We start from the raw sequence: 12,254 nt of genomic DNA, 5'->3' as shown, positions 1-12,254 counted from the left end.
CGCGCGCTACATCTGCGCGCCGATCATCCAGGGCACGAACTCTTCATTGCCGACGCCGAGCGCTTCGCTCTTGGACTGGCCTCCGGAGGCGACGCGGACAATCTCGCGAAAGATCTCTTCGCCCTTTTCGCGTACGCTGGCCGTCCCGTCCATGATGGCGCCGCAGTTGATGTCCATGTCGTCGCGCATGCGTTCGTACATGCGGGTGTTGGTGGCCACCTTGATGGAGGGCGCCGGCTTGGCGCCGAAACAGGACCCGCGTCCGGTGGTGAACACCACCAGGTTCGCGCCGCTGGCGATCTGGCCGGTGGCGCCCATCGGGTCGTAGCCGGGTGCATCCATGAACACCAGGCCATGCTTGTCGACGGGTTCGGCATACTTGTAGACGTCCACCAGCGGCGTGGAGCCGCTCTTGGCGACAGCGCCCAGGGATTTTTCCAGGATGGTGGTCAGGCCGCCTGCCTTGTTGCCCGGCGTGGGATTGTTGTCGATGCTGCCGTGTTCGCGCTCGGCGTACGCTTCCCACCAGCGTATGCGCTCCACCACTTTCTCGCCCACTTCCCGCGAGACGGCGCGTCGCGTCAACAGGTGTTCGGCGCCATAGATCTCGGGCGTCTCGGTCAGGATCGCGGTGCCGCCATGGGCCACCAGCAGGTCCACCGCAACGCCCAGGGCGGGGTTGGCCGTGATGCCGGAATAGCCGTCCGACCCGCCACACTGCAATGCAATATTCAGGTGCGACACGGGCAGGGGCTCGCGCACCGCCTGGTTGGCGATGGGCAGCATGGCGTCGATGGCCCTGACCACGGCGTCCACGGTTTTCTGCGTGCCGCCTTGTTCCTGGATCACCAGTGGCACCATGGTCGAGCTGGGCGACACGCCTTCGGCGACCAGGATGGCGCTCATCTGGTTGGACTCGCAGCCCAGGCCGACGATGACCACGCCGGCGAAGTTCGGATGGCGCACGTAGCCGCCGATGGTGCGGCGCAATTGCCGTATGCCTTCGCCTTCGTGGTCGATGCAACAGCCGAAACTGTGGGTGATGGGCACGATGCCGTCCACATTGGGGAAGGCGTCGAGCGCGCCGGCCTGGGCAAAGCGCTGGGCAGCCATCTTGCTCACGCTGGCCGAGCAGTTCACCGTGCTGATGATGCCGATATAGTTGCGCGTGGCGACCCGGCCATCCGGGCGGCGAAAGCCCATGAATGTCAGCCCTTCCTGCGCGGGGACCACCGGTGTGGCGTTGGCGCCGAAGGCGTAATCGCGCTGGAAGTCGCCCATGGCCAGATTGTGCGTATGCACATGCTCGCCGGCCTCGATGTCCCGTGTGGCAAATCCGATGATCTGGCCGTAGCGGCGCACGGCGCTGCCTGCCGCGATGTCGCGCAGGGCCACCTTGTGGGCCTCCGGTATGTCATCACGCACGCGCACGGCGTCGAATTCCTCCAGCAGCACACCGCTGGCGATGGGCCGCCGCGCGATCGCGACATCGTCGTCGGCGTGCAGTTTCAAGGCGAATAATGCGTTGCTCATGGTTTGTCTCCCGGATTACGCTAGCGGCAGTTCATGCGGCAGGGGCCTGGTGCGGGGTTCCGCATGAATAAGCGGCGCCAGTATCGGGAATGGTCCCGGGCGGCGCAAATTGGTCGGACCAGTTGATGGAAGGCATGTGTATGGCACCGCAGACCCGCCCTGAAAGCGCGCTTCTACGCGTCACCAAACAGTTGGAAAGCCAGCTGCACGAACTGGCGTTGCGGGATGGCTCGCGGCTGCCTTCCGAGCGTGCGATGGCCGAGCGCTTCGGCGCATCGCGGTCCACGGTGCGCGAAGCGGTGCAAAGGCTGATTGCGCGCGGCTTGCTGCAGTCACGCCCCGGCAGTGGCGTGTTTGTCGCGGGCGCGCATCCCAGCGAGCCGGCGTCGAGCTGGCTGCGCATGATCGCGGAGCAGCCCGCCCTGCGCGCGGACACGCTGGAGTTCCGGGCGATATTCGAATGCTGCGCGGCCCGCTTCGCCGCGGACCGCGCCAGTGGCGAAGAGAAAGCCAGGCTGGGCGCCGTGATCGACGACATGGCGCGAGCCGTGCAACGACAGGACGTCGCGGCGGAGGCGCTGGCGGACGCGCAGTTTCACCTGACGCTGGCCGCGATCTCGCACAATTTCATGCTGACGCAGTTCTACGCGGTGGTGATCAACCAGTTGCGCGAGCACATCACGCTGAATACCTACGACGCGAACCAGGACGTGCGGCATGCCCGAGCCCGATCCAGCGCCCGGCTGAAACAGCACGACGCGATCTACCAGGCGGTGCGGGCCGGCCAGGCCGCGCGGGCCGCCCAGGCCATGGCGCGCCACATCAGCTACGTGGGCGCCCAGTTCAAGTCAGACCACTGACCTTTACGCGCGGGGGTCAGGACGTGCGCGCGCCGCGCCAGGAAGGCGTGCTCCGTCGGGCCAGCGCGGTCTCGAGCGCCGTCCCCAGGTCTTCGATCCGATAGGGCTTGGGCAGCAGCAGGATGCCGTCGGCTTCCGCCCCGCGCGCTTCGCTGCCCAGGTATCCGGTTGTCAGCACCACCGGCAAGTCCGCCCTGCGCTTGCGTATCTCGCGGGCCAATTGCACCCCGCTCATGCCGCCCGGCATCATGATGTCGGAGAAGACCACATCGATGCTTCTGCCGTCCGCCAGTGCGCCCAGCGCAGCCGCGGGACTGGCGGTCCGGGTAACTTCATAGCCGAGCTGCATGAGCATCTCCATCGTCAAGGCGGCGACTTCATTGTCGTCCTCGACCAGCAGCACATGGAATTCGGCCCGCGCGGGCGCAGGCGCCGGACTCTGGCATGTTTCCGCCGGCGTCTCCACGGCCTTGTGCGAGCGCGGCAGCAGCAGCCGCACGGTGGTGCCTTGGCCCCACTCGCTGATGATCTGAGCGGTACCGCCGGATTGCCGGGCGAAGCCATAAGCCTGCGCCAGTCCCAGGCCGGAGCCCTTGCCGACGTCCTTGGTGGTGAAGAAAGGTTCGAAGACCCGTGCCTTGACCTCCGGTGTCATCCCGGTCCCGGAGTCCGTCATCGACAGGCAGACATAGTCGCCGCGCAGATCACCTTCGTTGAGGTCGGCGAGATTTTCAGTGCGGATATCGATTGTCCCGCCGCCGGGCATGGCGTCGCGCGCATTGACGGCCAGGTTCAGGACAACCAGTTCCAGTTCGCCAGGATCGACCTCCACGGCCCACGATTCGGGCGCCGCGTGCAGCGCCACGTCGATGTCGCCGCGCAGGCTGCGCTCCAGCATTTCACGCATGCCGCCGATCTGGCGCGCGAGGTCCACCACCTGAGGTTGCAGCGTTTGGCGCCTGGCAAACGTCAGCAACTGCCGTGTCAGCCCGGCACCCCGCGCGACGGCGCGTTGCATCGTCACGGCCAGACGCTGCCGCCGTTCCGGATCGGCCTGCCTGTCCAGCAGTTGCAGGCCGCCGGAGATCACCATGAGCAGATTATTGAAGTCGTGCGCCACGCCGCCGGTCAATTGGCCCAGGACTTCCAGCTTCTGGGCCTGCCGCAGGGTTTCCTCGACCTGTGCGCGTTCGGCCATCTGGTGGCGCAATTCCCTGTTGGCGTTTTCCAGTTGCTCGGTTCTTGCCCTGACCGTGTCCTCCAGGACCGCGGCGGCGTTCTCCTGCGATTGCAGGAGAGCCTTGACCTGATATTGCCGCACCCGCGCGCGCGCGGCGGTGCGCACCATCGTCGAAAGGGCAAGGCTTTGCACGGGGCGCTCCAGCAAGGACACGTTGCCCAGCGCTGTCACCATCTTCTCGCGCCAGGCGGCCACCGCCGGCTGTTCGACACGGCTGGTCAGGACCACGAAAGGGAGGTCGGACCACGCCGGCTGGTTCGCCACCCAGGCCGCGACCTCGGCGAGGTTCTTGCCGAACAGGGCCTCCTCGGTCATGCAGACGACCAGCACGCCGGCATCCGCTTCCGCCAGCAGTTCGTCCACGCTCGCGCAGGCCTTCGCGTCCAGTCCGCCGCGGCGCAGCAATTCGACGCACGCCGCGCCGTCACGACCGATGGGCGCATGGACCAGGACGCGGCCTTCGCCCGATTCAGGCATGCCCATCGTTCTCCCCGGGCATGAGCGGCCGGTCGTCCCCCGTGTACTGCGGTGTTCCGGACAGTACGCCGCTGAAGGCGGTCAGTGGCGGCCCCACCCTCAGCCCGCGCGGCGAAAGCTTGAATTCGCGGATCGTGTGTTCATGGTCCCCGCTGCGTTTCTTCACCACCGACAGCGCGCGGCGCACTTGGCCGGCGTATTCGAAATAGCGCAGCATGATGACGGAATCGCTCAGATAGCTGATATCGAGCGGGGTGTCCATGGGACCCACCAGCCCGTGCTGGGCAAGAACCAGTATCGTCAGGACGCCTTGTTGGCCCAGGTAACTCAGCAGCTCATGCATCTGGAGGATAAGGAACCGGCCATCGGGCATCGCGTTCAAGTAGCCGTTCAAGCTATCGATGACCACGACCCGTGCGCCGTCGACATCGACGCTGCGGCGGACGATGGAAGCGAATTCGCCCGGCGAAAGCTCGGCCGGATCGATCTGCTGAATCCGTAGCCGGCCTTTCTCCATTGCCGGCTGCAGCGCCATGCCCAGCGTGCCGGCGCGGCTTTCGAGCGTGCCGCGACCTTCGTCGAAGGCAAAGAACGCCACATGTTCGTTCCGCTGGGCGGCCGCCAGGGCATACGTGAGGGCCAGTGACGACTTCCCGACGCCCGCCGCGCCGATGATGAGCGCATTGGTGCCCCGTTCCAGGCCGCCGCCCAGTAGGGTATCGAGTTCCGCATTGCCGCTGGACATCTTCTCCACGGCAAAGCTCTTGTGGTGCTCCGCTGCCACGAGACGCGGGTAGATGGACAGGCCACCTTTCTTGATCGTGAAATCGTGGTAGCCGCCCCGGTAGTCGATGCCGCGCATCTTCATCACGCGCAGGCGGCGTCGTTGGGCGCCATAGTCGACGGCCAATTGCTCCAGCACGACGACACCATGCGAAATCGAATGAAGCTGCAGGTCGTCGTCCCGGGACGCGAGGTCGTCCAGCAGCACGACCGCGCAGCTGCGGCTGGCGAAAAAATGCTTCAGGGCCAGCACCTGGCGACGATAGCGCAACGGACCCTGGGCCAGCAGGCGCAATTCGGAAAGACTGTCCAGCACTACCCGTGAGGGATTGATGGCCTCGACCTTGTCAAGAATGAGTTTGGTGGTCTCGCTAAGTTCCATCTCCGCGGGATGCAGCACCGTCAGCTCGCGGTCGGGATTCAAGGCTGTTTCAAGCGAAACGAGTTCGAAGATCTGTATGCCGTCCAGTGTCCATCCGTGGCGTTTGGCCACCAGATCCAGCTCCCGGCGGGTTTCCGATAGGGCGATATACAGGACGCTTTCCCCACGCCGCGCGCCTTCCAGCAGAAACTGCATGGCCAGTGTCGTCTTGCCCGTGCCGGGATTGCCCTCGTACAGGTACATCCGGTCCGGATCGAATCCGCCATTCAGGATATCGTCAAGGCCGCGATCTCCCGTCGAAATACGTGGCGGATCTTCGTTGTGGATATCGTCTGGACCTTGTTCCGTGCTCATGGCTTCCTCGGTCAACCCGCGTTAACCCACCATATTAGTTGAAACGGGTTGCTGCCGATCTGGAAGACCTTGCCGTAAGCGGAGCGGACGGCACGGCGGTGTTCAGCTGGCGATGCGGTCCTCGCCCCGCCGCGCCTTGGCCAGCCGTTGTCGCAGCGCATGCAGCGGAGTCCGGCGCAAGGTTTCGAAGCGGTCTTCCTCTTCTGAGAACGCCAGGGACGGCTTGACCAGGTCGCTGCGGCTGATCATGCCGGCGAGGCGGCGCGACTGCGCGTCATCGACTACCGGCAAGCGTTCGAGCCCGTGCACGGCGAGCCGGTTGGCTACGACTCGGCAGGTTTCGCCGGGCAGGGCCATGATGGGCACATTGGCGCCGAACAGATCGCCCATGGTCCGAACCGCCGGATTCTGGATACCCGCCAGCAGGGCCGCCTTGTCGATCATGCCTACCAGCGCGCCGTCGCGCACCACGGGGTAGGCGCGGTGCGTCTGTGCCGGGCCGAATTGCATCTCCAGCGCGGTGCCGACCGGCGTTTCCGCGTCGATGGTCTGCACTTGCGCCGTCATCACTTCGCTCACGAAGTGGCGCTCCAGCGGGTCGATGCCGTATTCGCGGTAGATGTGATAGCCACGCCGCGCGATTTTTTCCGTCAGGATGGAGCGCCGCATGACCAGCACCGTGAACCCGTAGGCGCATGACGATGCCGTCAGCAGGGGGAGCAGGGCATTGATGTCGTGCGTCAGCTCGAAGGCGAAGAGAACCGCCATGATGGGCGCGCGCATCATACCGCCCAGCGTGGCGGCCATGAACACCATGGGCCAGAGGGCGGGTTCGCCGCCCGGCATGATCGGTCCCAGTACCGCGCCCAGCGCGGCGCCCATCATCAGCAAGGGCGCCAGCACGCCGCCCGAGGTCCCGGACGCCAGGGAGATGACCCAGATGACGGCCTTGACCAGGATCAACCCGATCACGACCCCCACCGCCAGGTGATTGTGCAGCAGGTCGCCGATGACGTCGTAGCCGACGCCCAGGGCCCGCGGCTGGAAAAAACCGCCGATGCCGATGGCCAGTCCTCCCAGCGCCGGCCACCACATCCAGTGGAACGGCAGCTTGCCGAAAAGGTCCTCCACCTTGTACAGGGAGGTCGACAGGCCCCAGGACATCGCCCCGGCCAGCACGCCGGCGACCGCGCAGGAGAGCAGGCCGACCGGGCCCAGCACCTCGGTCTGCAGGGGGAAGAGGGCGCCGCCTTCCAGCACCAGCGGGCGCACGAAGCCGGCCACCGCGCAGGCGATGGCCACGGGCAGGAAACTGCGCGGCCGCAGTTCGAACAGCAGCAGCTCGACCGCCAGCATCACGGCCGCGATCGGTGTGCCGAAAACGGCCGTCATGCCGGCGACCGCACCGGCCACCAGCAAGGTCTTGCGTTCCGCGCTGGTCAGGTGAAAGTGCTGCGCAATAAGCGAACCGATCGCACCGCCCGTCATGATGATCGGACCTTCGGCGCCGAACGGGCCGCCGCTGCCGATGGCAATCGCCGACGACAGGGGCTTGAGCACCGCCACCTTCGGCGACATCTTGCTTTTGCCGAACAGGATCGCCTCGATGGCCTCCGGAATGCCGTGGCCGCGTATCTTCTCCGTGCCGAAGCGCGCGATCAGGCCGATGATGAGTCCGCCCAGCGCGGGAATCGCGATGACCCACAGTCCCAGTGTGTTTTCCGCCGGAGACCGGTGCTCGAACGACAGCACGCCGAAGAAAAACAGGTTGGTGAAAAAGCTGATGAGCTTGAGCAGGCAATAGGCCGTGAAGGTGCTGAGCATGCCGATGACGGCGGCGATGACGGCGATGCGCAGCAAACGCGCGTTGGCGGCGAAGTCGCCCTTTGATTTATCTCCGTGCACGGATGGTTCCTGGTGATCGATATGGGGTGCCAACACGCGGATGGCGAGCTGCGATGGGACGAAGGGAAACGAAGAAGGGAAACGCAAAAAAATATATCGTACTACGAGGTATCCCTAATAGTCCCGCACGACAGCCGTCGGTAAGATTCGCGACAGCTTCTTTTCAATCCGCTGTCAGTGTGTGATGTCGCCCGGGCGGGTGGCGCGGCGCCGATGCCGGTTCGACGCACAGCCTATGTAGGAGGGCGCAGTCACCATGGAACTTTGGGATCATCTGGCACTCGGCTTTTCGGTGGCTTTCTCGCCGGAAAATCTGCTGTATGCCTTGCTCGGCTGCATCCTGGGCACGCTGGTGGGTGTGCTGCCCGGGTTGGGCCCGGTCCCGACCATCGCGATGCTGCTGCCGATCACCTATGTGCTGCCGCCCATCGCAGGCCTCATCATGCTGGCGGGCATCTATTACGGCACGCAATACGGCGGGTCCACCACCGCGATACTGGTCAACCTGCCGGGCGAGACTTCGGCAGTGGTGACGACACTGGATGGACACCAGATGGCCCGCAACGGCCGCGCGGGAGCGGCCCTGGCCCTGGCCGCAATGGGGTCGTTCTTCGCGGGCAGCGTGGCCACCATGGTTATCGCCGCCTTCGCGCCCCCACTGGCGGAGGTGGCCTTTTTATTCGGACCGGCCGAGTATTTCTCGCTGATGACGCTGGGCCTGGTGGGCGCGGTGGTGCTGGCGTCGGGTTCGCTGCTGAAGGCCATCGCGATGATCGTGCTGGGCCTGTTGCTCGGCATGGTCGGCACCGATGTCAATTCCGGCGTCGCGCGCTATGACTTCGGCATTCCGGAGCTGCAGGACGGCATCAATTTCGCGATCGTCGCCATGGGCGTGTTCGGCTTTTCGGAAATCCTCTCCAACCTGGAGCAGAAGGAAAACCGCGTCAGCATCGCCGACAAGGTGGGCTCGCTCTATCCGAACCGCCAGGAGCTGCGCGAGGCCGCGCCCGCCATCCTGCGCGGGACGGCGCTGGGATCCTGCCTGGGCATCCTGCCCGGCGGCGGTTCGGTGCTGTCGGCATTCGCCTCGTACACCCTTGAAAAGAAGATCAGTAAAAACCCCGAACGGTTCGGCAAAGGCCATCCCGCCGGTCTCGCCGGCCCGGAGTCGGCCAACAATGCCGGGGCGCAGACCTCGTTCATTCCCCTGCTGACCCTGGGTATTCCGGGCAACGCGGTCATGGCCCTGATGGTGGGCGCCATGACGATCCATAACATCCAGCCCGGCCCGCAGGTGATGTCCAGCCATCCCGACCTGTTCTGGGGCCTGATCGCCTCGATGTGGATCGGCAACCTGATGCTGGTCGTGCTGAACCTGCCGCTGATCGGCATCTGGGTCAAGCTGCTGCGCGTTCCCTACCGTGTGCTGTTTCCCGCGATCATCATCTTCTGCACCATCGGCGTTTATTCCTTGAACTACAACGTATTCGACATCCTGGTGACGGCTGTATTCGGGGTGGTCGGCTATGTCTGGTACAAGCTCAAGTGCGAAGGCGCGCCCTTGCTGCTGGGGCTGGTGCTCGGACCGATGATGGAAGAGAACTTCCGCCGTGCGCTGCTGTTGTCACGTGGCGATTTCGGCACCTTCATCGACCGGCCGCTGTCGGCCGGGCTGCTCGGCGCGGCCGCCGCGCTGGTGCTGATCGTGGCCCTGCCTTCGATACGCCGGACGCGTTCCGAAGCCTTTGTCGAAGAAGCGGGCTAAGGGCTCGAAGTCGCGGTAACTCAGGCCCTGATGCCTTGCTCCTGGATTACGCGGCGGTACTTGGCGCTTTCCGTGGCGACGTACTGGCGCAGTTCTTCGGGCGTGGTGTGCATGGGCTCCGCGCCCAGTTCGACGAAACGCGCTCGCAGCGCGGGGTCGTTCATCGCCCTGGCCAGGGCCTGCTGGAAGGTCGCGATCACCGCCGCGGGTACGCGGGCGGGCATCCAGACGCTCCAGCAGTTTGCCCCGGTAAGTGCCTGATAGCCCACTTCGCCCACCGTCGGGATGGCGGCGAAGCGCGGATTGCGGCTCGCGCCGGTGTACGCCACGGCGCGCAGCGCGCCGGACCGGATATGCGGCAGGGCCGCCGGCGGATCGACGGCGATCATGTCGAGCCGGTTGGCCAGCACATCGTTCAATGCCTGGCCGCCACCCTTGTAGGGCACGTGCGTGATCTTGATTCCCGCGGTGTCGTTCAGCATGGCGCCCCACAAGTGCGCGAAAGTCCCGATGCCACCGGAGCCGTAATTCAGCTTGCCAGGGTTGGCCCTGGCGGCGGCCACGATATCGGCCAGGCTCTTGTAGGGAGACGCGCCGCTGGTGACCACCAGCGCGGGCCCGGTCGCGATCAGCGATACCGGCGTGAAGTCCCTGGACATGTCATACGAGGTGGCCGAGATCAGCGGTTGCGTAATGGCGGACCCCAGCGTCCCCAGGGCGAAGGTATATCCGTCCGGTGCTTGCCGGCTGGCGTAGATCATGCCCACCGCGCCGCCTGCCCCGGCATGGTTTTCGACCACCACCGCCTGGCCCAGGGCCTCGCCGAGTTTCTGCCCCAGTATGCGCGCCATGGTGTCGGCCGCGCCGCCCGGAGGAAAGTTCACCACGAACTTGAGCGGCCGGGCCGGGTAGGGCTCGGCCGCGCCGGCCCATAGCGGTGAGGCCGCACCCAGCAGGGCTGCCGCCAGGAATCTTCGTCTGGTCATGGTTGTCTCCACCCATCATCGAATCGTCCGGCAGCCTCTGCGGGCTGCTGTTGATCAAAGGCCGAGCGTTGCGGCAATGATGTTTTTCTGTATTTCAGAAGTCCCGCCGCCGATGGTTGCCAGGCGCGAATCGCGGAAGAAGCGCTGCATCGGGTATTCCATGCAATAGCCATAGCCGCCGAGGATCTGCAGGCACATGTCGGAGATCGTCTTGTACGATTCGCCCACGTAGTACTTGAGGACCGCGGTGTCGGCGCGTTCGGCCTGCTGGTTTTCCATCAGCCATGCATAGCGGCGGATCATGGTCTGTGCGACATCCAGCATGACCTTCATGTCGGCGAATTTGTGTTGCGTCACCTGGAAGCTGCCGATCGGCTTGCCGAATTGATGGCGGGTTTTGGCGTAGTCCAGGGCGAACTCGAACGCGCGGCGGGCGGCGCCGATGCGGGCGGCCGACAGGCACAGCCGTTCGTAGCGCAGCGTGTCTTCGCAAATGGCCCACCCTTTGTCCAGCTCGCCGAGCACGGCGCTGCGCGGCACCCGGACGTCGGTGTAAGTCACTTCCGTCGTGCCGATGGCATGCTGGCCCAGCGTGGGGATCTTGCGGATCTCGATGCCGGGAAGCCGGGTGTCGACCACGAAGGTGCTGATGCCAAGCTGCTTCTTGCCCAGGTCGCTGGTGCGCAGGGCAAGCAGCACATAGTCCGCGATGTCCATTCCCGAGGTGAACACCTTGCGGCCGTTGATGACGAAGTGGTCGCCATCGGCGACGGCCCGGGTTTGCAGCGCAGCGGCATCCGAGCCCGAATCCGGTTCGGTCAGGGCGAAGGCGAAGGACAGCTCGCCCTTGACCACACCCGGCACGATGCGCCGCTTCTGTTCGTCGGTGCCATGCTTGAGGATGGCATAGCAGCCGTAGGTGAAATTGCGGAACAGCCACAGGCCGAGTTCCTCGAAGTGGTTGCCGGTTTCCTCCAGCAGCAGGGCCAGGTCGGTGGGCGCGGCGCCGGCGCCGCCGTATTCCTCCGGTGCGATCAGTCCCAGCCAGCCGTTGCGGGCCAGTGCCTCGAAGGCCTCGCGGGGAGGCGTCATCGTCTCGTCGCACCGTGCCGCGTATTCCATGCTGCACACGTCGTCCAGCAGTGCGCGCACGTGGTCGCGCATTGCGACCTGGTCGCTCGTCAATCCGAATTCCACGCCAGCGGTTCCTTGCAGAAAGGGAGTCGTTGGAACGGCGCGCCGCATGCGGACAAGGGGCGGCCGCGCGGCAATCCGTATATTCAATTAAGTGATTTAATCAATCGATTCAATCATACAGTTCATCCCTTGCGGCGGTCAAACATCGGCGCGGATTCGCGAGTTTCCGGCGCGCAGGCCGCTGGCAACGCGACACGCTTCCGCGTAGGGATCGCTGTCGACGACGCGTGTGACCAGGCCCCACCGCAGGGCCTGCCGCGCGTCGAATGGGCGTCCGGTCAGGGCCGCATATCGCAGTCCGCGGGTTGTCATCACGTTCGATGCGGATTTGATGATTTGCCCGCCGGGCACGAAGCCGAAGTTGATCTCCGGCAAACCGAAGCGCGCATCCGCGGACGCGAGGACCACGTGCGACGATTCCAGTATGGGCATCGCGCCGCCCAGGCAATAGCCTTGCACGGCGCTGATCATCGTCTGCGGCATGGTGCGCAGCAGCCGCGTGCGCCAATTCTCCGTCGCCGCCCGCGCGCGGCGCAGTTCTTCCGGCGTGCGCGTGGAGCTGTCGAAGAAATCCTTCATGTCCATGCCGGCGCAGAAGTGCGCGCCCACGCCATGGAACACCAGGGTCGCGATATCCCCGCGCTGCCGGGTCCGGAGCAGTACGTCTTCCAGCGCCAGCGTCAGTTCGACGCCGATGGCGTTGCGCTTGGCGGGGCGGTCGAGCCCGATGCAGCGCACGCCGCCGTCCAGATCGGTGATCCGCAGCATCGCG

Annotated in this window: 9 protein-coding genes; 2 read left to right on the top strand and 7 right to left on the bottom strand. The window is 65.3% G+C overall.

Annotated features, from left to right (window positions below; genetic code table 11):
* Positions 1–6: 6 nt before the first annotated feature.
* Positions 7–1,533 carry a UxaA family hydrolase gene (locus tag BAU07_RS13750; RefSeq protein ID WP_066658657.1) on the bottom strand — a complete coding sequence of 509 codons (1,527 nt, stop codon included), beginning with the start codon at positions 1,531–1,533 and terminating at the stop codon, positions 7–9.
* Positions 1,534–1,673: 140 nt separating this feature from the next.
* Between BAU07_RS13750 and BAU07_RS13745 the strand changes: the two genes are divergently transcribed.
* Entirely contained in the window at positions 1,674–2,393 is a 720-nt protein-coding gene (locus BAU07_RS13745; RefSeq protein WP_066665437.1) for a FadR/GntR family transcriptional regulator, read from the top strand.
* A gap of 16 nt (positions 2,394–2,409) precedes the next feature.
* Here the strand turns inward: BAU07_RS13745 and BAU07_RS13740 are convergent, their stop codons facing one another.
* The 3 genes from BAU07_RS13740 to BAU07_RS13730 form a co-directional block, all read right to left on the bottom strand.
* The gene (locus BAU07_RS13740) at positions 2,410–4,110 is read right to left on the bottom strand and encodes an ATP-binding protein (RefSeq protein ID WP_198168798.1); all 1,701 of its coding nucleotides are present in this window, start codon (positions 4,108–4,110) and stop codon (positions 2,410–2,412) included.
* On the bottom strand, positions 4,103–5,629 hold the full coding sequence (locus BAU07_RS13735) for an ATPase domain-containing protein (protein ID WP_066658653.1): 1,527 nt from the start codon (positions 5,627–5,629) through the stop codon (positions 4,103–4,105). Before BAU07_RS13735 ends, BAU07_RS13740 begins: the two co-directional genes overlap by 8 nt.
* A 102-nt stretch (positions 5,630–5,731) precedes the next feature.
* Positions 5,732–7,534, bottom strand: a complete 1,803-nt coding sequence (locus BAU07_RS13730) for a chloride channel protein (protein WP_066665436.1) — start codon at positions 7,532–7,534, stop codon at positions 5,732–5,734.
* Positions 7,535–7,790: 256 nt separating this feature from the next.
* On the opposite strand from BAU07_RS13730, the gene BAU07_RS13725 reads away from it, so the two are divergent.
* Positions 7,791–9,299, top strand: a complete 1,509-nt coding sequence (locus BAU07_RS13725; protein ID WP_066658650.1) for a tripartite tricarboxylate transporter permease — start codon at positions 7,791–7,793, stop codon at positions 9,297–9,299.
* A 20-nt stretch (positions 9,300–9,319) separates the two neighbouring features.
* Here the strand turns inward: BAU07_RS13725 and BAU07_RS13720 are convergent, their stop codons facing one another.
* The 3 genes from BAU07_RS13720 to BAU07_RS13710 form a co-directional block, all read right to left on the bottom strand.
* A complete protein-coding gene (locus tag BAU07_RS13720; RefSeq protein WP_066658647.1) occupies positions 9,320–10,285 on the bottom strand; it encodes a Bug family tripartite tricarboxylate transporter substrate binding protein in 966 nt (321 codons plus the stop codon).
* 54 nt (positions 10,286–10,339) lie between these two features.
* Positions 10,340–11,482 (bottom strand): acyl-CoA dehydrogenase family protein, encoded by a 1,143-nt coding sequence (locus BAU07_RS13715; RefSeq protein ID WP_066658644.1) that lies wholly within the window; start codon positions 11,480–11,482, stop codon positions 10,340–10,342.
* A gap of 138 nt (positions 11,483–11,620) precedes the next feature.
* Positions 11,621–12,250 (bottom strand): enoyl-CoA hydratase/isomerase family protein, encoded by a 630-nt coding sequence (locus BAU07_RS13710; protein WP_066658641.1) that lies wholly within the window; start codon positions 12,248–12,250, stop codon positions 11,621–11,623.
* Between the last annotated feature and the right edge of the window lie 4 nt (positions 12,251–12,254).

The organism is Bordetella flabilis (genome assembly GCF_001676725.1).
In the GTDB taxonomy this organism is placed as follows: Bacteria; Pseudomonadota; Gammaproteobacteria; order Burkholderiales; family Burkholderiaceae_B; genus Bordetella_C; species Bordetella_C flabilis.
Note: the sequence above shows the minus strand (reverse complement) of the source record. Positions and strands in the feature narration are given on the sequence as shown.

Bases quoted from the DNA above. Each gene is read 5' to 3' on its own strand.
- BAU07_RS13750 (WP_066658657.1), bottom strand. From the start codon at position 1,533: ATGAGCAACGCATTATTCGCCTTGAAACTGCACGCCGACGACGATGTC.
- BAU07_RS13745 (WP_066665437.1), top strand. From the start codon at position 1,674: ATGGCACCGCAGACCCGCCCTGAAAGCGCGCTTCTACGCGTCACCAAA.
- BAU07_RS13720 (WP_066658647.1), bottom strand. From the start codon at position 10,285: ATGACCAGACGAAGATTCCTGGCGGCAGCCCTGCTGGGTGCGGCCTCA.
- BAU07_RS13735 (WP_066658653.1), bottom strand. From the start codon at position 5,629: ATGAGCACGGAACAAGGTCCAGACGATATCCACAACGAAGATCCGCCA.
- BAU07_RS13710 (WP_066658641.1), bottom strand. From the start codon at position 12,250: ATGCTGCGGATCACCGATCTGGACGGCGGCGTGCGCTGCATCGGGCTC.
- BAU07_RS13725 (WP_066658650.1), top strand. From the start codon at position 7,791: ATGGAACTTTGGGATCATCTGGCACTCGGCTTTTCGGTGGCTTTCTCG.
- BAU07_RS13740 (WP_198168798.1), bottom strand. From the start codon at position 4,110: ATGCCTGAATCGGGCGAAGGCCGCGTCCTGGTCCATGCGCCCATCGGT.